The sequence below is a fragment of the Caballeronia sp. SBC1 genome, from assembly GCF_011493005.1.
Classification (GTDB): domain Bacteria; phylum Pseudomonadota; class Gammaproteobacteria; order Burkholderiales; family Burkholderiaceae; genus Caballeronia.
On the sequence record NZ_CP049158.1, the window covers coordinates 392,777 to 413,106 of the forward strand.

Sequence of the window (20,330 nt, forward strand, 5' to 3'; positions counted from 1 at the left end):
GGCAGAGGATGGAATCACCATGAATCAAGACGGGTTGCGAGTGACCTCGACATTTCGCCGCTTGGGCGGCAAGGCGTCCATTACAGCAGCGATCGCCGCGCTGACCGCGGTGGCGGGGCAAGCTGTGGCGGCGCCCCCGGCGTCCCTTATCGCTGCTGCGAAGAAGGAAGGCCAGTTGACCACGATCGCATTGCCGCACGACTGGTGCGGTTACGGCGCGTTGATCGAAGGTTTCAAGGCGAAGTACGGCATCACGGTGAACGAGCTGAATCCAGACGCTGGTTCGGGCGACGAAGTCGAAGCCATCAAGGCGAACAAGGGCAACACGGGACCGCAGGCGCCGGACGTGATCGACGTCGGTTTGTCGTTTGGACCGACGGCACAGGCCGCCGGCTTGCTGCAGCCTTACAAGGTGTCGACCTGGGCGTCGATTCCGGATTCGGCCAAGGAGAAGGACGGCTATTGGTACGGCGATTACTACGGCGTGCTGTCGTTTGAAGTGAACACAGACATGATCGACAAGGTCCCGGCCGACTGGCCTGATCTGCTCAAGCCCGACTACAAGAATGCCGTTGCACTCGCGGGCGACCCACGCTCGGCTAACCAGGCAATTCAGGCGGTCTACGCGGCCGGGTTGTCGCAAAGCAAGGGCGATGCATCGAAGGCAGGCGCTGCGGGCCTGAGCTACTTCAGCACGCTGAACAAGAACGGCAACTTCGTGCCGGTGATCGGCAAGGCGGCGTCGCTGGCGCAGGGCACCACGCCGATCATCGTGCGCTGGGACTACAACGCACTGGCCGATCGCGATACGCTGAAGGGCAATCCGAAGGTGGCGGTGGTCGTGCCGAAGACCGGCGTCGTGGCGGGCGTCTACGTGCAGGGCATCAGCGCTTACGCTCCGCACCCGAACGCCGCGAAGCTGTGGATGGAATACCTGTATTCGGACGAAGGCCAGATTGGCTGGCTCAACGGCTACTGCCATCCGATCCGCTTCAAGGACCTCGAAGCAAACAAGAAGATCCCGGCAGCGCTGCTCGCCAAGCTGCCGCCGCCGTCGGCCTACAAGAACGTGGTGTTCCCGACGCTCGACGAGCAAAACGCTTCGAAGGCGCTCATTACGAAGCAGTGGGATCAGGTGGTCGGCGCGAACGTGAAGTAACTACTGAAGTGGTCACATAAGCAGTCACATGCAGTAGTCATGCGAAGTAACGTAGTGCACGGGTAGCCGGACCCCAAGGTCCGGCTACCCTTCCGGCTCGCGCTTTGTGCCTGGTCTCCGGCGCGGCCTGTCAGTCAAGAGCGACATCATGAGCACTTCATCGAAGATCGCCACGCCCATGTCCGGACATGAGGAGCGCGAGGGACAGTCGAATCCGTCGCTCGGCCCGGGCATGAAGGCGGCGCGACGCGTGTCGCCCGCATGGAATTATCTCGGCGTCTTACCGTTTTTTGCGTTTGCGGTTCTGTTCCTGCTGCTGCCCACCGCGTGGCTGATGGTCGGCGCGTTCCAGGACGCGCAGGGCCATTTCACGCTTGAGAATTTTCGCCAATTGCTTCAGCCCAGCGTGCTCGACGCGTACTGGATCAGCTTCAAGGTCAGCGCGGCATCGGCACTGGGTGGCGGCGTGCTCGGGCTCCTCCTGGCCTGGGCCGCCGTGCAGGGCAAGCTGCCTGTGTGGATTCGCCCGACCCTGATGACGTTCTCCGGCGTGGCGTCGAACTTTGCGGGCGTGCCGCTCGCGTTTGCGTTCATCTGCACGCTCGGGCGCGTTGGCCTCGTCACGGTGTTGCTGAAGAAGTATGTCGGCATCAACCTGTATTCCACCGGCTTCAGCATCCTGAGCTTCACGGGGCTGACGCTGACCTACCTGTATTTCCAGATTCCGCTGATGGTTCTCATCATCACGCCCGCGCTCGACGGCCTGAAGCGGGAGTGGCGCGAAGCCTGCGATTGTCTCGGAGGAAGTGCTTACCACTACTGGATGTTCGTCGCGTTGCCTGTTCTCTGGCCAAGCGTGCTCGGCGCCACGCTGCTGCTGTTCGCCAATGCGTTCGGCGCGGTGGCAACGGCTTATGCGCTCACCGGTAGTTCGCTCAACATCGTGCCGATCGTGCTGTATGCGCAGATTCGTGGCGATGTGCTTCACAACGAAAATCTCGGCTATGCGCTCGCGCTCGGTATGGTTCTGGTGACCGGCTTGTCCAACGGCGGTTATATCTGGTTGCGCTCACGCGCTGAGAGGGGTCGTCGATGAGCACCGTCACCACAGTCACTCCGATGCCGGACAACAAGGTCCGGGCCCAGACGCGGGCGGGCGCATGGGTCGCGATGATCATCGGCGCGCTGTACTTCCTGCTGCCTTTGGCGGCAACCGTGGAGTTCAGCCTGAAGATGCGTCGCGATCAGTACAGCTTCGATGCCTACCGCGTCGTCCTCACCGATCCGCATTTCCAGGCGTCGTTCGGCTACTCCATCATGATGGGCGTGTTCGCCATCGTGCTTGGCGTTCTGCTGGTCGTCCCGACCGCCTACTGGGTGCAGTTGCGCTTGCCGAAGCTGCGTCCGCTAATCGAGTTCATCACGTTGCTGCCGCTCGTGATCCCGGCCATCGTGATCGTGTTTGGCTATCTGCATATCTACAACAGCAGTTCGTTCTTGCCGCTCACCGGCAACGAGCGCGCGACCGACTTCCTGCTGATCTGCGGGTACGTCACGTTGTGTTTGCCCTACATGTATCGCTCGGTGGATGCAGGCTTGCGCGCCGTCGATGTTCGATCGCTCACTGAAGCTGCCGAATGCCTGGGCGCGAACTGGCCGACCATCCTCTTCAAGATCATCTTCCCGAACGTGCGTTCTGGGATCCTGTCGGGCGCGTTCCTGACGTTCGCCGTGGTGATCGGCGAATTCACGCTGGCGAGCCTGCTTAATCGTCCGGCGTTCGGACCGTATCTGCAGTTGATTGGCGCGAACCGGGCGTATGAACCTTCGGCGCTCGCGATCATCGCGTTTGCTATTACGTGGGCCTCGATGGGGCTTATTCAGGTCTTCGGCTCGGCGCGCGCTCTCGCCGGACAAAAAATTTAAAGGGCAGGCTTGTCATGGCACTTCTCGAGATCGAAAACCTTTCCAAGACGTTCGGCACGAACACCGTGCTGCATCAGTTCGATATGCAGATCGAGCGCGGCGAATTCATCACCTTCCTTGGGCCCTCGGGTTGCGGCAAGACGACGGTGCTGCGAATGATTGCTGGCTTCGAAACGCCTACGCGCGGCACGATCAAGCTCGGCGGCCGCGACGTCACCCACGTGCGCACGCGGCAACGCAAGGTTGGCATGGTGTTTCAGTCGTACGCGCTGTTTCCGAACATGACGGTGGCGGACAACATCGGCTTCGGGCTGAAGGTGTTGGGGCGGCCACAGGCCGAGATCAAGACGCGGGTGAAGGAAATGCTCGAGCTGATCAAGCTGCCCCAGCTTGCCGACCGGTATCCGTGGCAGATGTCCGGTGGTCAGCAGCAACGGGTGGCGCTTGCGCGCGCATTGGCCAACAAACCGCAAGTACTGCTGCTCGACGAACCCTTGTCCGCTCTTGATGCCAAGATTCGCGTCTCCTTGCGTGAGGACATTCGCAGCTTGCAGCGCGAACTCGGCATTACCTCGATTTTCGTGACGCACGATCAGGAAGAGGCGCTGTCGATTTCCGATCGGATCGTGGTGATGAACGAAGGGCGCGTGGAGCAGATCGGCACGCCTTCGGAGATTTATAACTTTCCGCGCACGCGGTTTGTGGCGTCGTTTGTCGGAACGTTGAACCTGTTGTCGGGGCAGGTGGTGGACCCGGCGAGCGGAAAGATCGTGGTCGGCGGCCAGGAATTGCGGACCTCGCACGCGCTCAATTCCGCCGATACCGGCAAGCAGCGAATGCTCGCTGTGCGTCCGGAAGCAATCGTGCTGGAAGCGCCGGCAAACGGCCGCAATACGCTTGCGGCAACCGTGGAGGAGGTCAATTTCCTCGGTGCAGTGGTGCGGATCAGGACGCGCGTGGATCAGTCCGTGATTTCACTCGATATATTCAACGACCCCAATCGGCGCTTGCCGGAACGCGGACAACCCGTGGCGCTCGGGTTCTCGCATGAGAATTTGCTGGTGCTGGAGGAGGGGGCTTGAGCGTTGGCTAGCTGAAGCCCTTGAAGCAACTGAAGCGGCTGACGACAGGCGCTGATTCCAAGGGCCGCTTTGCTCACGCCAAGCGGCCTTTTCGTTGAGCGAAACCGGAACGCTCAGTATCTCCGCGCCGTATCTCAGCGCTGGCCCGGCCCTGGTTTTTCCAGGCCGCGGCGTCGTTCGATCATCTTTCCCCAAAGCGACACAATCTCCGCGTCCGTCTCAAAATGTTAAGGTAGTGCTCGGTTTATTTTGAGACGGACAGCAAAAGCGTGATTTTCACCACCCATCTGAAGGTTCTAGGCGTCTCCCTCGCCGCATCGATTCTTGTTCTTGGCGCTTGTGCGCCCCTGCCGCCCGGTGGCAGTGCCGGCACCGCGCTGCCCGCGTCGACCACCGCGCAGGTCGCCGCAGCCAAACCACAACCTGCCCCAAGACGTTCCGCGCAGGTCGATTCTTCCGGCGCTCCGGCAGCACAACGCATAGAAGTCGGGGGTCCGAGCGGCTACCGGACTGAAGTTTCCATTACGCCGCCCAAGCAGGTATGCGATCTCGACGCCTTCGCCGACGGGGTCCAGTACGGTTACGCCTACACGTGGAATCGCATCGTGATGGAACAGGCGCGCGAAGGCGGCAAGACTGCCAGTGCGCCGCAACCCCAGTTCGATCCGTCAGCCATCCGTTTGCAGGACGAGCAGTACAAAATCGTGTGGAACGGCGACCAGCGGGTGAATGCGTGCGCGTCGGACGGTTATCTGATCGGGCGCATTGTGGGTACGCACCAGGCTTACACGGATCTCAAGGGCAGCGCGAGCTGATTCTGCCCTGCGTCGTTTAGTCGCATTTGTGGGCATCGGCCACGTAGGCTGATGCGCTCACGATATCGCCGTAAATCGTATATCCCGTGCCGTTCGCCGACGGTTCCGCGTCGACCAGCAGCATGGTCTGCCCGTTCGCTCCGTGGACGGTGATCACGGCGCCGTCCGCGTTCGGCGAGTATTCGCCGATCTTCAGCGGCCGCGTGGCCCATCTCGCCTTTACACATGCAACGAACGGCAGCGTGGCGAGGTGCGACGTTCCCGAGCCGACCGGCACCGTCTTGATCAGAGCATCGTATTGGGTCGCGCAGGCGCTCAAGGCGAAGACGGCGACGGAGAGGGAGACGGTCACGACGGCGGCGGCGAGGCGTTGCGTTTTCATACGGTAGAACCTTTTATCGATGATAAATGCGGCGCCCGAAGGCGTGCATTGGAGCCACGATGCTAACCGCTCACCCCATCAGGTGTGAAGAAAACGACCGGAGCGGCCACAAAACCGCTGCTGGACTCGTCCGAACGGCATAGACTCCCACACTTTTCTTAAGTCCCGTCAACCTACGCCGTTATACAACCGTTGCTAACCGTAACGTTCTATTCAGGCTTTTGAAATCTGAATGAACGCCGGATAGACGCGCAACGGTCCGGCTTTTGGCCGCCAGAACCAAGAACCAACAAAACGCCCACAAGCCGCAAGGCCAGAAGGCGTTGAAGCAAGTCCGGTAATTTCGCATGTCTCGCAGAAATAGTGTCAGTTCAGTCCCTTTGCTGGAATCGCTGCTTCGTTTGCCGAAAGCGTGGCGGTTACAGCGTTTCACCGCGCCAGTTCTCGCGCTGATTGTGTGCGCGTTGCTGCTGGTGGTGTTCCAGCATCTGTCGCACGCCGTCGACTATAAAACGGTCGTTCACCAATTACGCGCGCTTCGCTTGGAGGCGTGGGCCGGGGCGCTTGCCGCCACCGTCCTGAGCTACGCCGCGCTGGTGGGCCGCGACGCCATCGGCCTCCGTTATCTCGACACCAAAGTGCCCCGTTCCGTGCTGTGGGTCGGGGCGACGGTCGCCTCCGCGCTCGGCAACGCGACGGGTTTTGGCGCGCTGACCGGCGGCGCCGTGCGCTGCCGCGTGTATGGCGTCGCGGGCGTTACGCCCGTGCAGGTTGGCCGCCTGACGGTGTTCACGAGCGTAACGCTGGCGCTCGCGCTGGCGTTGATGACGGCGATCGGCATGGTGTGCGCCGCGGATACCCTGGCGGTCATGCTGCACGCGTCGCCGGACATCCTGCGAGTTTGCGGCGGCGCGATCCTGGTCGGATTCGCGGCGATGATCGTGCTGTGCCGCGCCGCGCCCCGAACCCTGCAAACGCGGTGGAGCTGGCTCACCGTCACCATTCCGGCACGTCGCGACCTGGTAGCGCAACTCCTGCTCGCCGCGCTAGACGTGTTCGCCGCCGCGCTCGCGCTGTGGTCCGTGCTGCCGCACGTCCAAGTGGGCTTCGGCGAGTTCCTCACGGTGTTTTCCGCTGCCATGCTGCTCGGCATGATCGGCCACACGCCCGGCGGTGTCGGCGTGTTCGAGGCTGCGATGGTATTTGCGCTCGGCAACGCCGTGAAGACGCCCGAGATGCTGGCTGCGCTGCTGGCGTATCGCGCGATCTATTTCGGCCTGCCGCTGATCGCTGCCACATTCGTTCTGGCAGCGTTCGAAGGCCGGGCGCTGAAAGGACGCTTTGCGTTTTTGAATCCATCGAATGTGTCGCAACTCGCGCCGGTGTTCCTGAGCGTGGTGACCTTCGTGGTTGGCGGCATGCTCGTGATTTCCGGTGCAACGCCCGCGTTTGGCAAACGCATCGCGGTGCTGCAAGCCGTGTTGCCGCTGTGGGTCCTGGAAAGCTCGCAACTGCTGGGAAGCGTGCTGGGCGTGGTTCTGCTGTTCGTTGCGCGAGGTTTGCTGCGCCGTCTCGACGCCGCCTGGTGGCTCGCCATCACGCTCGCGGTGGCCAACCTGGCGCTCTCGATGGCGAAGGGGCTGGCGTTTGTCGAAACAGGCGTGCTCGCGGTGCTGATCGTGTTGTTGCTCGCGACTCGCGACCGCTTTAACCGGCGCTCGTCGCTGCTGGCTGAGCGGTTCACGGGGAGCTGGCTGGTGTCGGTGGCGATCGTGATCGGGCTGGCGGTCTGGATCATGTTGTTCGCTTTTCGCGATATCAATTACAGCCGCGATCTCTGGTGGCAATTCGCTTTCGACGAACGCGCGCCGCGCGCGTTGCGCGCGACGCTCGCGGCGGGCTTGTCCGCCGCGTTGTTCGCTGTGTGGCAGTTGCTGCGTCCGGCGGCCGGCCGGTTCGAGAAACCCGCGCCGCAGGATCTGCTCGATGCCGCGCGTATTTTCCGCGCGCAGGAGCGCAGCGACGCCGGCCTCGCAATGATGGGCGACAAGAGTTTCCTGTTCTCGACCTCGCGCGAAGCATTCCTGATGTACGCGAAACACGGGCGCACCTGGGCAGCGCTGCACGACCCGGTCGGGCCGCGCCGCGAATGGGCGGAACTGATCCGCCGGTTCGTGGAAATGGCGCACGCGCACAGCGGCCGCGCCGCGTTCTACCAGGTTCGTGCCGACGCGCTGCCGCTTTACCTCGATGCCGGTCTCACGCTGATGAAACTCGGCGAGGAAGCGCATGTGGTGCTGGAGGATTTTGATCTGAAGGGATCGCATCGCGCCCATTTGCGATATGCGCTGAAGCGCGGTGAACGCGACGGTTTCGACGTAGAAGTCATCGATTCTCCGCGTGTTCCCGAGTGCATGCCGATCCTGCGCGAGATTTCCGATGCATGGCTCGGAAGCCGTGAGGCGCGCGAAAAGAGCTTCTCGGTTGCGGCTTTCACCGACGATTACCTCGCCGCGCAGTCGGTGTTGCTGGTGCGCCAGGAAGGCAAGCCGGTGGCGTTCGTCACGTTCATGACGACTGATCTGAACACCGAAGCCACAGTCGGCGTGATGCGACATCAACCCGACGCGTCGCCGTACGCGATGGAATATTTGTTCACCAAGCTCGCGCTCCATTTGAAGCAGGCCGGGTTCCAGACCTTGAGCCTGGGCATTGCACCTTTGTCCGGCATGCAGCCAACACCGCTTGCTTCGCCGTGGCATCGGCTGGCTGGATTGGTCTGGCGGTTCGGCGGGCGTTTCTATAATTTCCGGGGCTTGCGCGGTTTCAAGAGCAAGTTCCAGCCGCGTTGGGAACCGCGTTATCTTGCGGCATCCGGCTCGGTAGGCGTATTTTTTACGCTAGCAGATCTCTCGTTGCTGGCGGGAGGCTGGCGTTCATGACATTTTTCAAGAAGTTCGCGGTTGTTTCTCTGTTGTCCGCGCTGTCGGTTTCAATGGCTTCAATGGCGCACGCCACCACCTTGCCGGGCGGTCGTTATGGCGACGTGACTTTCACGAAACCCGCCGGCCCGATGCGCGGTTTCGTCGTGCTTTTCTCCGATAAAAACTGGACTCCTGCCGACACGCAGACCGCCGATGCGTTGGCCAAAAACGGCGCAATGGTGGTTGGCGTGGACACGGCGCGCTACGCGGCGAAATTGCCGTTGCTGAAGGAGACTTGCCACAACCTGGTCGGGGATGCCGAGTCGGTGAGCCATCAACTTGAACGCGAGGTGCAATCCAGCCGTTATTTCGCGCCGATCCTGATGGGCACCGGGCAGGGCGGCGTGCTGGCCACGAAGATCCTGGCGCAAGCGCCAGACAATACGGTCGCGGGCGCGCTCGCGCTGAATCCCGATCCCGAACTGGACGCGCGTTTCAACCTGTGCCCGCCCGATCCCACCATCACGCACGCGAAGGGCCTGCCCGGTTTCTTCGGTAAGACCACGCAGCCCACCAGTGCCTCGCAGGCCGACGCGCTGCTCGCACTCGCCACGCCGCATCTCAAGGTCGAGCAAATGCGCGACGAAGACGTATCGGATTTGCCGCTCATAGAACTGCCCGCCGCGCACCCGACAAACCTGCTTGCCATCGTGATTTCCGGCGATGGCGGCTGGCGCGATCTCGACAAAACCGTCGCGGAGTCGTTGCAGAGGGATGGGGTGTCGGTGATCGGTATCGACAGCCTGCGTTATTTCTGGAGCGCGAAGACGCCCGAACAGACTGCCCACGACCTCGCGCGCGTGATCCAGGCTTACAGCGCGCGCTGGCACTCGGAGCACGTCGCGCTGATCGGCTATTCGTTCGGCGCGGACGTGATGCCGTTCGCCTATAACCGGCTGCCGGATTCGGTGCGCGCGAAGGTGTCGTTTGTATCGCTAATGGGCTTTGCGCCCGACGCCGATTTCCAGATTCGCGTCACGGGCTGGCTCGGCATGCCGGCGAGCAAGAATGCGCTGCAAGTGCGGCCTGAACTCGCGAAGCTGCCGCCGTCGATGGTGCAGTGCATCTACGGCGCGGCCGAGAAAGATACGTTGTGTCCCGCGCTGACGCAGACAGGAATAGAAGTGGTGAAGACCACTGGGGATCACCACTTCGGCGGCGATTATAACGAGCTCGCGCGACGTATCCTGACTAGCTGGCAGAAGCAGATCGCCGCGCGGATCTGAACCGGGCGGCGGTCGATTTTCAGCGTTCGGCGCGGGTCAGGCGTCGAACGATTACGCCTTCTGGAGCGGGCCAAGGAAGTCAAGCTTTCCGACCGGTACCCCGAGGTGCCGGAGGATGTCGTAAGCCGTGACAATATGGAAATAGAAGTTCGGCAGCCCGAACTGGAACAAATAGTCCTGGCCGCTGAATTTCAGCTCGAAGTCCTTTTGCTTGATGGTCACAACACGCGTTTCAGCGGCTTCGAACGTCCCGGCATCAATCCCTTTCAGATACGCCGTCGTCTTCACAATGCGCTCCCGCAGTTCCGCGAAGGTCGTTTCGGTATCGTCGAAACTGGGCGCCGCGACGCCGGACAAACGTTGCGCCGATGCCTTCGATGTATCGCTTGCGCGCTGGATCTGAGCCGCGAACGGCAGCATGTCGTCGAATAGCCGTGCGCTCGTTACGTCGGTGTCGCTCAAGCCCTTTTCTTTCGCGTGGGCGGCGGCTTTGTCGAGCAGGGACGCGAGCACGTCGAGGCTGCGGATGAAAACCGGAACGGTCGCGCGGTACATTGAAACGGACATGATGAGGCTCCTGATTTTGATCGGGTCATAAGCATACCGGGACGTCGCTCATAGCGCTTTTTCCGCCGTTCCAGCGTCGCGTTCCTCTCGCACGTGTGTGTCATTTTTCAAGCTTGCGAAACGCCTGCCGCGCTCGCTGCTAAAGGCGAAAACCAGTACGCCCGATGCGTCGCACGTGAGAAACTGTGCATTCGAATTGCCGCTAAACACGGCTATCATTGGCATTTAAACGGCCGGGACGCCCGTCATGATCTCAGACGATCTTACTCAAGAAATCCAGCGCATCGACCAAATCGACCGTCAGGCATTGCGCGAATTCATCGACCGGAAGTGGGACGACGAAATCCTCCCCGCGCTCACCGACTACATCGCGGTGCCCGCCAAAAGCCCGATGTTCGACCGCGACTGGGCAAGCAACGGATTCATCGAACGCGTCATTACGGACGCTGCGCAATGGGCCGAACGGCAACCCGTGCGCGGCCTGACAGTAGAAATCATCCGCTTGCCCAATCGCACGCCCGTGATCTTTTTCGAAGCACCGGCTACGCGATCGAACAGCAGCGACACCATCGTTCTCTACGGTCATCTCGACAAACAGCCCGAGTTTGACGGCTGGCGTCGGGATCTTGGACCCTGGTCGCCCAAATACGAAGACGGCAAGCTCTACGGACGCGGCGGCGCGGACGACGGTTACGCCACGTACTCGTCGATCAGCGCGATCGCCGCGCTGGACGCGCAAGGCATCGAACGGCCGCGCTGTGTTGGCATTATCGAAACGTGTGAAGAATCGGGCAGCTATGACTTGCTGCCTTACATTGACGCGCTGCGTGACCGGCTCGGCAACGTGAGCCTCGTGATCTGCCTCGATTCCGGGGCGGGTAACTACGATCAGCTCTGGCTGACCACGTCGCTGCGCGGTCTGGTTGCGGGCGACCTGGAAGTGCAGGTGCTCGACGAAGGCATTCACTCGGGCACGAACGGCGGCATTGCGCCGTCCACGTTTCGCATCATGCGCGGGCTGCTGGAGCGGCTCGAAGATTCGAGCACGGGCAACCTGCTGCCGAAGGGTTTTCATTGCGATATCCCGCCGCGCCGGCTGAGCGAAGCGGAAGCAACGGCACGCATTCTCGGCGACGACGTATGGAAAAAGCTCCCATGGACCTGCGGCCAGAATGGCGGCACGGTGTTGCCTGTCACAACTGACCCGCGTGAAGCGCTGCTCGATTCCACCTGGCGGCCGTCGCTAGCCGTGACCGGGGCGGAAGGGCTGCCGTCGCTGATCAATGCGGGCAACGTGCTGCGCCCGCGTACCGCGTTCAAGTTGTCGCTGCGTCTGCCGCCGCTGGTCGAAGCCACGAAGGCGCTTGCGGAACTCAAGGCCATGCTCGAAGCCGATCCGCCCTACAACGCGAAGGTCACGTTCAAGCCCGAGCGCGGCGAAGCGACCGGCTGGAGCGCGCCCGAACTATCGCCGTGGCTGGGCGATGCACTGAATGACGCTTCACGCAGGCATTTCGGCGCGGATGTCGCGTTCCTGGGTCAGGGCGGTACCATTCCGCTGATGAACACATTGCAGGAAGGCTTTCCGCGCTCTCAGTTCATGGTATGCGGCGTGCTGGGACCGAGATCGAACGCGCACGGGCCCAATGAATTCCTGCATGTGCCTTTTGCCAAGAAACTCACGGCGACGGTAGCTGAAGTGATCGCGGCGACGCCTTGATGGCCGGTGGTCAACTCTGATTTTCAGACGGCGCGCAGCTTTTGCGCGCCGTTTTATTTGTACGGTATGGTGATGAACCGTTGCGTCAGTTAACTCAGCGCGCGGTTGTTCTTATATTCAGGAGACGCAGTCGCATGAGCACTGAAACCACCCGCGAATCGCGCATCGCCCGGGATATCTTGCACGCGTATGTCAGCGCGATATGGACCCACGCCGGCAGTACGCCACGTGAAGCGCAACTGGTAGCCGATCATCTGGTGATGGCGAATCTGTCGGGGCACGATTCACACGGCGTCGGCATGATTCCGCGTTATATGGCATCGCTCGCGGACAACGAGTTGAAGCTCAATACGCACGCTGAAGTTATCCGCGATGTCGGCGCGGTGCTGACTATCGACGGCGCCAAGGGGTTCGGCCAGGTCGTGGCATATGAAGCGATGGAGCACGGCATCGAGCGGGCGAAAAAGCTAGGCGTGTGCGCGGTTGGTTTGCGCAATGCCCATCACATTGGACGCATCGGGCATTGGGCTGAACAGTGCGCGGCGGCCGGTCTGGTGTCGTTTCACTTCGTCAATGTGGCGGGGGACCCGCTGGTTGCGCCGTTTGGCGGCATTGACCGGCGTTTCGGCACAAACCCTTTCTGCGCCGCGTTTCCGCGCGAAGGCAACACGCCGCTGGTGCTCGACTTTGCGACGGCGGGGATTGCCTACGGCAAGACGCGCGTGGCCTATAACAAGGGCGTGAAGGTTGCGCCGGGTTATCTGATCGACCACGCGGGCGTGCCGACCATCGAACCGAAGGTCATGCACGAAGCACCGTTCGGTTCGCTCACGGCGATGGGCGCGCACAAAGGATACGGCCTCGCTGCGATGTGCGAGATTTTCGGCGGCGCGCTATCAGGCGGCTTCACCACACACGCAGACACGTTGGACACGACCAACGCGATCATCAATTGCATGACATCGGTGATCGTGGACCCGAATGCCTTCGATGCCCCCAACGCGCAGGCCGAAGCCGACGCGTTCGTCGAATGGGTGAAGGCGTCTCCGCTTGCAGCCGGTACGGACAGGATCATGGTGCCGGGTGAGCCGGAACAGGCGCGGCGGGCCGATCTCATTGCGAACGGCATTCCCATCGATCCCACCACGTGGCAGCAAATCCACGACGCCGCTGTGCAATCGGGCATGCCGACGGGCGCGATCGAGGAGTTTGTGCAAGCGTTGAAGTGAGCGTGCGACAGGGGCGCGGAGGCTTCTTCAGAACAGCGCGCGGGCGAGGCTTAAACCCCGTTCGCGCGGCTTGAAAATACCGGCCGACCAACTAGCCGTCAGAGCATCCGGGTTAGCTCGCCTGCACCATCTCGTTGCTGATCCAGTCGGTCACCGACGTCCGCTTGGGCTCCCAGCCCAGCAATTCCCGCGCGTGTTTGCCACGCACCCGGCTATTCGATCCCAATCCGTACGACGCCATTTCGTAACCCCATTCCTTCTTGGCTTCCTCGAGCGGCCAGTCTTGCGGCGCGCCGAGGCCGAGTACTTTGGCCATTGCCGTCGTCATATCGCGGAAAGCTGCTTCACCGCTTTCGACGAAATAGAACGTACCGGCCGGCGATTTTTCAAGCGCACGAGCGTACAGGTCGGCGACATCGTCGATATGCACATTCGACCAGATATTGCGTCCCGGCCCCACGTGCCGCACGATGCCGCTCTTTTTCGCCTGAGCCAGCAAACGCGGCAACTGCACGCTTTTCGCGTTCACCATTGCGCCGTGGCCGTAGATCAGCGTGTTGCACAGCACCGAAGCGCGCACGCCGCGTTTGGCTGCGTCGAGAACGAGGTTATCGATGGCCACTCGCGCGGCTTTATCGGCGGTCGGTTCGGGCAGCGTGTCCTCGTAGTAGATCGTGTCCGTTCCTTCGCCGCCGGACGCATCGCCAACAATGCTTGAGCCGCTCGTGTGCAGCAGCGGTTTGTTCGAGCCTTCGAGCCCTTCGATCAGCGCCTCGACCGCGCCGCGATGGTCGCTGCTGGCGGCGTTGATGACGCCATCGGCCGCTTTCGCCTGCGCGATCAAGAGCGCCCGGTCGTCGAGGCTGCCGATCACGGGTTCAATGCCGAGCGTTTTGAGTTCGTCCGCCTGTTCCGGGCGGCGGATGAGACCGCTGACCTGATGGCCTTCGCGAACCAGACGCGCCGCAATCGAACCGCCGATAAAACCGCCTGCGCCAGTTACAAAAATCTTCATGTCTGTTCTCCTGTAAATCCTATGGATTGAGTCGATGCATGCAGTATCCCCGTCTTCGACTTTCGCAAAAACAGTGTTAGTCTCAAATCAATCTTGATTCAAAGTCAACAATGAATAGATGAAAACGACCACTGAAGAACTGCTGGCACTCGTGACCGTGATCGACAGCGGCTCGATCACGGCGGCGGCCGAGGCATTGCAGCAAACTGTTTCTGGTGTAAGCCGGGCGTTGACGCGGCTAGAGCACAAACTCGACGCCACGCTCGTCCGACGGACCACGCGCCGTCTGCAACTCACCGACGAAGGTGAACTTTTCCTCGTGCGCGCCCGCGCGATACTTGCCGCAATGGAAGATGCGGAGGAGTCAATCGCTCGCCAGCGTGAGCGGCCGGCGGGGCGGCTGCGGGTAGATGCTGCGTCGCCGTTTGTGCTGCATTGCATCGTGCCGCATGTGCAAGCGTTCGCCGCGGCGTATCCGGAGATCGTGCTGGAACTGAGCAGCAATGAGCGGATTGTCGACTTGATGGAACAGCGCGTGGATATCGCGATCCGGATCGGCGCACTGCAGGATTCCACGCTGCACGCGCGCTCGCTCGGCAGCAGCCGGCTGCGCATCCTGGCGAGTCCCGCGTATCTCGCGCAACGCGGGGAGCCGCGCACGGTGGCTGAATTGCGGCGGCATCGGCTGATCGGTTTTACAGCGCCCGAAAGTCTGAACGACTGGCCCTTGATCGATGACGACACCGAAAACCGGGACGCTAGCGCGCGCTTTCGGATCGTGCCGGAAATCGCCGCATCGAGTGGCGAGACCATGCGGCAACTCGCGCTGGCCGGTGGCGGAGTCGTCTGCCTCGCTGCGTACATGACCAGCGCCGACGTGGCCAGTGGGCGCCTGCAAACCGTGATGGACCCCGTTCTGCTCGATGTCAGGCAACCTATCAGCGCAGTGTTCTACCAGAGCGCATCAATGGCGGGACGGGCGAAAGCCTTCCTCGATTTCATCGCAGGACGGTTGGTGCTTTGACGCTCGCGACGTATGCTGCCGGTTACGCTTGTCCAATCTTTCCCAATTCGCGAACAATTCGTAAACATTTATATGCCCATCGAACTCATCAACGCGCCAAGTCTTCCGATTCCCGCAGGCCACTACAGCCACGCCACCCGCGTAGGTAATCTCGTTTGCGTGTCGGGCCAGTTGCCGATGCGTCCCGACGGCACACATACGGGGGACTTGCCGTTCGAACAACAGGCCCAGCAGGCGCTGGACAATGTCAGCACGGTGCTGGCGGCGGCCGGCGCGGGCTTGAAGGATGTGATCGAAGTGACGGTCTACCTGGTTGGCGTGGAGCACTGGAAAACCTTCAACGAGATCTACGCACGCCATTTCGGCGACTGGAAACCCGCGCGGGCGGTCGTTCCCGTGGGCGCGCTGCATTATGGTTATCTGCTGGAAATCGCAGCGCGTGCCTGGGTGGAACCGGCTTGAGTTGGTTTTGAGTTATTGGTGAGTGAAGGATCGGGCCGAACGCACAGGCGTTCGGTTCCCGTTGGCGTAAAGCGGCAGCGCTTTTATCATGGCGGGGTCGCGTCCTCACAGGTGACGTCATGATCCAACTCGTGCTGTTTCTGCTGGGCGTGGACTACCTGCGCCGCCGTTGGCTTACGCTGGCCGTGGCGGGCGGCATCTGGCTGGTGATCGGGGTGTTGGTGTTTATCGATGCCCTCGACGGCGTCCTGTATTTTCCCATCCACGTCTTCGCCTGGCTGCTTCTGGTCGAGGGTCTTGCGACCCTCGCTGTTGCCCGTATGGGTGTGGGCGGCCAGCGCACGCTACGTTACGTGAAAGGTGGCGCGTTCACGCTCGCCGCGCTGCTGATCATGGCGGGCAATCATCACGGCAACTTCGTTCTGTCGATGATCTTCGGCACCCTTTTTCTCGCCGATGGTTTGCTGCAGAGCGTGTCGGCTGTCTTGGTGCGTTATAGCCGATGGAGGATCGTGCTGGCGTTGGCTATTGTCGAAATCCTGCTCGCTGTCTTTTTCTTCGAACCGTATCCGACCCACTATGTTGGCACGGCGCCTTACGCGATCGGACTCGGACTCGCGTTCGGGGGCTGGAACATGCTGTGGATCGCCTTTCGCGTACGCCGCATGGAAAGCCTGCCGCCGGAAAACGAGAAAGCGCTGGCGCTCTCCGATGACGTGATTGCCGATCCCACTCTCGCTGAAAAATCCGCTACGGCAAAGGCCGCTGCGGGAGCGGCGGCGACCGAGGCCGACGGCCCGTTCGAATGGGACGGGCCTCCCGCAGCCGATGAAAAAGCGCTCACCGTGCATGTGTGGACGCCGGTTGGGTCCGCGCGGGCGCAGGCCAACCGGCGGTTGATCGTGGACCGCTACATTGCCGCCGTCGATGCGAATGGCGTCATCTCGACGGGCCACGCGGCGCTTGAGTCACCCGAGGGCATTTACATCAGCCTGTATCCGGGCGTGGAAATTGACCGTTCGCCGGACGAGTTCGGACGCATCTTGCGCGCGACCCGTGAGAACAACGTGCCGGGAACATTTCAGCCGGATTACGCAACGGAATCGAAGGCATGGTGCGAATCTACAATCCGCGTGCGTATTCGCAATTACCGGCCGGATCGGTTGAAGGCGTTCTGGGAGAAATATCGGCAGGATCAGACGTATAACCTGACCTACCGGAATTGTTCCAGCACGGTCTCCAAGGCGCTGGAAGCGGCGCTTGAAGGATCGGTGGGCACCTTTCATGGCCGCGATACGGGTTGGCGCGCGTTTCTGCGCCTGATCGTCACGCCGGAGCTGTGGGTCGCCGCGCAGATCCGCAAGCGCGCCGCCACCATGGCCTGGACCCCGGGCCTGACGCTCGACTACGCCCGGGCGTTGAGCATGCTGGCTGATCCCCGGCCATTTGGCTATCTCAAGATGGCGCGGCTCGCGGTGCGCAAGATGCTGCGCTCGCGGCGCGAATGGCGACAGGAAGCGTCCGATGCCGCCGATGCCCGCGCAGGCCAGATGGACGGTTCGCGCGTTTCATAATTACTGTGCGCCGTGATGGAGTGGCTTCTCTATGCGCCGCCGTCATTCGTTGGACGCGGCGCCGTTCGCGAGACGTTATTGAAGGCTGATGCCTTACCAACTCACATTGACCAATCAAGTTTTCGCGGCTCGGGGCATCTGCAACTCCAGCGTGCGTGGCTCAGGCGAGATCGAGCGTAGCCGTCATGTCCCCTAGCGACGCTTCGCCGTGTGCCGCGAATGCCCGGTCCCGCGCCACAACGCCGTCGAGTGGCACCAGGTCGTGGACGCGCGTGATGAAGCGCAGTATGGAGTTTGTGTCGTAGACCGTGTGGTCGACGACCCCCTTCTTCGCGAACGGCGCGATCACCAGGGCCGGAACGCGCGACCCCGGTCCCCATCGATCCCCTTTCGGCGGCGGCACGTGATCCCACCAGCCGCCGTTCTCGTCGTGCGTGATGATGACGACCGTGCTTTCCCATTGCGGTCCGCGCTGGATTCGACCAACTATGTTGGCGAGATGCCGGTCACCCGATTCAACATCGGCGTAACCCGCATGCATGTTCAGATTGCCTTGCGGCTTGTAGAACGTCACAGCAGGCAGTCGCCCCGCGTCAATATCCGCGATCAGTTTGTTGGTCGACGGATCGTCGCCCAGACCGGCGTCGCGCAAGTGTCGCGTGCGCGCCTGCGTGCCCGGCGCGAAGCTGCGGAAATAATTAAACGGTTGGTGGTGATACTGGAAATCGGGAACCATGCCGGTGTCGCGATGCGTGAGCGCATAGTCCCAGCCGCCGCTATACCACGCCCAGTCCACGCCTTTATCCGATAACCGGTCACCGATGGTGGCGTAAGTCTGCGGCGGCATCACGCGATAATTCGACGGGTCTGCCAGCGTCGGATCGCCGCCTTCCGCCGGGCGGACGTTGCTAGGCTGATAGGGCGGCGCCATTGTGTTGACCGCGTAGCCGTCCGCTGTGAGTGCGCCGTCATTGACAAAGGACGGGGGGCCGTCGAGTGCCGATGCCGGTGAATCGGCCGCGAGTTTCAGGCGCGTGCCCAGCGGATCGTCACCGTCCAGGACTGACAGGAGCTTTTTCGCCGGGCTGTTGTGCGCATCCGGATAAAACGGGGTCTGTGCTGAAATCAGGAAGATGTGATTGAGCCAGGAACCGCCGAATGCGGCCATGAAGAAGTTGTCGCACAGCACGTTTTGCCGGGCGATGTTCCAGAGCTTCAGCGAATCAGCCGAGTTGCGGTAATGCCCCATGACCAGGCCGCCGGAATCACCCCATGCGGCGAACTGGTCGTTGCGCCCCGCGTTGATCTGCATCTGGTTCTGATAGAAACGGTGCACGAGGTCGCGCGTGATGACGCCGTTCGGCAGCGGTTGCCCCTGTGCGTCAACAAGATGGAACGGCCCGTTCGGCACGCCGTCGATCTGTTTTTCCGAAATCATGTAGCGCTTGCCGTCCACTTCCTGCGCTTGCGGCACGAGGCCGCCCCAGATTTTCGGCAGGACAGGCATGGGCGTGCGCCCGTCGCGGTCCAGCTGGACGTAGCGCGACGCAGGCACGCCTTCCAGCGGATATTGCACGCCAGGATAGTTAGCCCAGAGATTGCTGAAGCTGCGATTTTCCGCGTAGATCACAACAATGTGACGGACCTGCGCCTGCAGCGTTTTGTCGAGCGCGATGTCAGCAGCCGTCTTGGGCGTAGCGGGGCGCGAATCGAAGAGATTACAGCCGCTCAGGGACAATCCGGTGAGGCCAGCCAGGCCAACCCCAGCCACAAGCAGGCGACGGCGCACGGGATCGTGGGGCAGGTCGGACGCGGGTTGTAGTTGTTCGTCGCGGGGATCGTCAGTGTGGCTCATCGCAGCTCCTGAATGTCTGTGTCTGGCGGCTCATCAATGTGCATATTGATGTATCTAAATAAAGAGGTAGCTAAATAATGTGACTCGACAATGTGACTCAATCTTGCGGCTGCCTATTTTGAATCAAACCCGCGAGTCAAAGCGATGCACGAGCACGAGACGCGACCTCGCCACCTATGGCGAAAAGCGGCTGTGCGTTGCTTCGTCCTCTTTCGTCTACCTGAATCTTGCCCGCAAACGCGTGGTTCCCGATAGCTGACCGAACGGCCTATGCGCCCAGAAAACAGCTCGGCCCGAGGGGCGTATGCCGTTCGGTCGACTGGAAAGCGTCACGCTGGGCGACTAATATCGAACTGCCCGAGAATCAACTGAGCACCAGTTTCACGCCGACAATCACCAGCGTGGCGGCCAGCACGTTGCGCAGCAGCACCTCCGGCGCCCGGGAGGAAAGCATGCTGCCCAGCACGATCCCTGGTAACGAACCCACGAGCAGGGACAGTAGCAGGCCCAGGTCGACGGAACCGAGCAGCCAGTGGCCGGTCCCCGCAATCAGCGTGAGCGGAACCGCGTGCGCAATATCCGACCCGACTATCCGCGCGGTCGGCAAGCGCGGGTAGAGCAGCAACAGAACGGTCACGCCAATGGCGCCCGCGCCGACCGAGGTGATCGACACCAGCACGCCCAGGATTGCGCCGGTGAGCACGGTCCAGGCCACTCGGCGGGTTTCACGGCTCGCAGCCGGTGGTTTTCCTTTTGCCTCACGGGCCATCCCGGTCTTGTAGGCCAGGCGCGCGAGCTGCGGACGGAATACGAGCGAGACAGCGGTAACCAGCAGCGCGGAGCCCAGCACGAGCTGGATCACCCGGGCGGCGGCGGGTGTATTCAACCCGTACCGGTGGAGCAGGACCAGGGTGATCGCCGCCGCAGGGATGCTTCCCGCCGCCAGCCGGCCGGTGATGCGCCAGTCCACGGACCCCTTGATGCCGTGGACCAGCGTGCCGGTTGCCTTGGTCGCAGCTGCGTAGAGCAGGTCCGTGCCGACCGCGGTGGCCGGGTGGATGCCAAACAGGAGCACGAGCAGCGGCGTCATCAGGGAGCCGCCGCCTACGCCGGTCAGGCCAACGAGGAAGCCGACGCCGAGGCCGGATGCTGAATACAGTAAGTCGATGTGCGGAAAAGACATGCGGCGAGGAGAACCGGTTGGATGAGCGTCGGTCGAAAAACGGTCGATGATAGCGGGTCCGCGGTGCGCTTGCTTCCTGTGCGCAAATCCGGTCCGCAAAATTTGATTCGCAGGCGCTGGCCGTACA

The 20,330-nt window shown here is 61.9% G+C and carries 17 protein-coding genes; 12 read left to right on the forward strand and 5 right to left on the reverse strand.

From position 1 onward, the window contains the following. The first annotated feature begins 19 nt into the window (after window positions 1–19). From SBC1_RS28715 to SBC1_RS28735, 5 genes are all read left to right on the forward strand, one after another. Window positions 20–1,159 (forward strand): ABC transporter substrate-binding protein, encoded by a 1,140-nt coding sequence (locus tag SBC1_RS28715; protein WP_165102808.1) that lies wholly within the window; start codon window positions 20–22, stop codon window positions 1,157–1,159. Window positions 1,160–1,391: 232 nt separating this feature from the next. Continuing rightward, window positions 1,392–2,255, forward strand: coding sequence for an ABC transporter permease subunit (locus SBC1_RS28720; protein ID WP_241202399.1), 864 nt, complete (start codon window positions 1,392–1,394; stop codon window positions 2,253–2,255). 23 nt (window positions 2,256–2,278) lie between these two features. After that, complete coding sequence (locus SBC1_RS28725; protein ID WP_165104865.1) at window positions 2,279–3,085, forward strand: ABC transporter permease; 807 nt, start codon at window positions 2,279–2,281, stop codon at window positions 3,083–3,085. A gap of 14 nt (window positions 3,086–3,099) precedes the next feature. Then, the gene (locus SBC1_RS28730) at window positions 3,100–4,167 is read left to right on the forward strand and encodes an ABC transporter ATP-binding protein (protein WP_165102811.1); all 1,068 of its coding nucleotides are present in this window, start codon (window positions 3,100–3,102) and stop codon (window positions 4,165–4,167) included. Window positions 4,168–4,436: 269 nt separating this feature from the next. Continuing rightward, window positions 4,437–4,982, forward strand: a complete 546-nt coding sequence (locus tag SBC1_RS28735) for a hypothetical protein (RefSeq protein ID WP_165102814.1) — start codon at window positions 4,437–4,439, stop codon at window positions 4,980–4,982. A gap of 16 nt (window positions 4,983–4,998) precedes the next feature. Here SBC1_RS28735 and SBC1_RS28740 read toward each other — a convergent pair whose 3' ends face one another. Continuing rightward, window positions 4,999–5,364, reverse strand: coding sequence for a hypothetical protein (locus SBC1_RS28740; protein WP_241202354.1), 366 nt, complete (start codon window positions 5,362–5,364; stop codon window positions 4,999–5,001). Between the two features lie 347 nt (window positions 5,365–5,711). Between SBC1_RS28740 and mprF the strand changes: the two genes are divergently transcribed. Both mprF and SBC1_RS28750 read left to right on the forward strand, forming a co-directional pair. Then, window positions 5,712–8,306 carry a bifunctional lysylphosphatidylglycerol flippase/synthetase MprF gene (mprF, locus tag SBC1_RS28745; RefSeq protein WP_165102817.1) on the forward strand — a complete coding sequence of 865 codons (2,595 nt, stop codon included), beginning with the start codon at window positions 5,712–5,714 and terminating at the stop codon, window positions 8,304–8,306. After that, the gene (locus tag SBC1_RS28750; RefSeq protein ID WP_370469692.1) at window positions 8,303–9,574 is read left to right on the forward strand and encodes a virulence factor family protein; all 1,272 of its coding nucleotides are present in this window, start codon (window positions 8,303–8,305) and stop codon (window positions 9,572–9,574) included. The genes mprF and SBC1_RS28750 overlap by 4 nt, the downstream gene beginning before the upstream one ends. A gap of 51 nt (window positions 9,575–9,625) precedes the next feature. Here the strand turns inward: SBC1_RS28750 and SBC1_RS28755 are convergent, their stop codons facing one another. Further along, window positions 9,626–10,141: a DUF1993 family protein gene (locus SBC1_RS28755; protein WP_165102820.1), complete on the reverse strand. Its 516-nt coding sequence runs from the start codon at window positions 10,139–10,141 to the stop codon at window positions 9,626–9,628. 247 nt (window positions 10,142–10,388) lie between these two features. On the opposite strand from SBC1_RS28755, the gene SBC1_RS28760 reads away from it, so the two are divergent. Both SBC1_RS28760 and SBC1_RS28765 read left to right on the forward strand, forming a co-directional pair. Continuing rightward, window positions 10,389–11,861 (forward strand): M20 family metallopeptidase, encoded by a 1,473-nt coding sequence (locus SBC1_RS28760; protein ID WP_165102823.1) that lies wholly within the window; start codon window positions 10,389–10,391, stop codon window positions 11,859–11,861. Window positions 11,862–11,995: 134 nt separating this feature from the next. Then, entirely contained in the window at window positions 11,996–13,090 is a 1,095-nt protein-coding gene (locus tag SBC1_RS28765) for a malate/lactate/ureidoglycolate dehydrogenase (protein ID WP_165102828.1), read from the forward strand. A 112-nt stretch (window positions 13,091–13,202) separates the two neighbouring features. Here SBC1_RS28765 and SBC1_RS28770 read toward each other — a convergent pair whose 3' ends face one another. Then, window positions 13,203–14,105, reverse strand: coding sequence for an NAD-dependent epimerase/dehydratase family protein (locus SBC1_RS28770; RefSeq protein WP_165102833.1), 903 nt, complete (start codon window positions 14,103–14,105; stop codon window positions 13,203–13,205). Between the two features lie 118 nt (window positions 14,106–14,223). Here SBC1_RS28770 and SBC1_RS28775 point away from each other — a divergent pair, with 118 nt between their 5' ends. The 3 genes from SBC1_RS28775 (at window position 14,224) to SBC1_RS28785 (ending at window position 17,165) form a co-directional block, all read left to right on the forward strand. Then, on the forward strand, window positions 14,224–15,129 hold the full coding sequence (locus SBC1_RS28775) for a LysR family transcriptional regulator (RefSeq protein WP_165102836.1): 906 nt from the start codon (window positions 14,224–14,226) through the stop codon (window positions 15,127–15,129). Between the two features lie 72 nt (window positions 15,130–15,201). Next, complete coding sequence (locus SBC1_RS28780) at window positions 15,202–15,591, forward strand: RidA family protein (RefSeq protein ID WP_370469693.1); 390 nt, start codon at window positions 15,202–15,204, stop codon at window positions 15,589–15,591. 119 nt (window positions 15,592–15,710) lie between these two features. After that, window positions 15,711–17,165 carry an HdeD family acid-resistance protein gene (locus tag SBC1_RS28785; RefSeq protein ID WP_165102839.1) on the forward strand — a complete coding sequence of 485 codons (1,455 nt, stop codon included), beginning with the start codon at window positions 15,711–15,713 and terminating at the stop codon, window positions 17,163–17,165. A 160-nt stretch (window positions 17,166–17,325) separates the two neighbouring features. Here SBC1_RS28785 and SBC1_RS28790 read toward each other — a convergent pair whose 3' ends face one another. Continuing rightward, the gene (locus SBC1_RS28790) at window positions 17,326–19,020 is read right to left on the reverse strand and encodes an acid phosphatase (protein WP_165102842.1); all 1,695 of its coding nucleotides are present in this window, start codon (window positions 19,018–19,020) and stop codon (window positions 17,326–17,328) included. Between the two features lie 364 nt (window positions 19,021–19,384). Continuing rightward, window positions 19,385–20,203, reverse strand: a complete 819-nt coding sequence (locus SBC1_RS28795; RefSeq protein WP_165102845.1) for a sulfite exporter TauE/SafE family protein — start codon at window positions 20,201–20,203, stop codon at window positions 19,385–19,387. Window positions 20,204–20,330 lie beyond the last annotated feature (127 nt).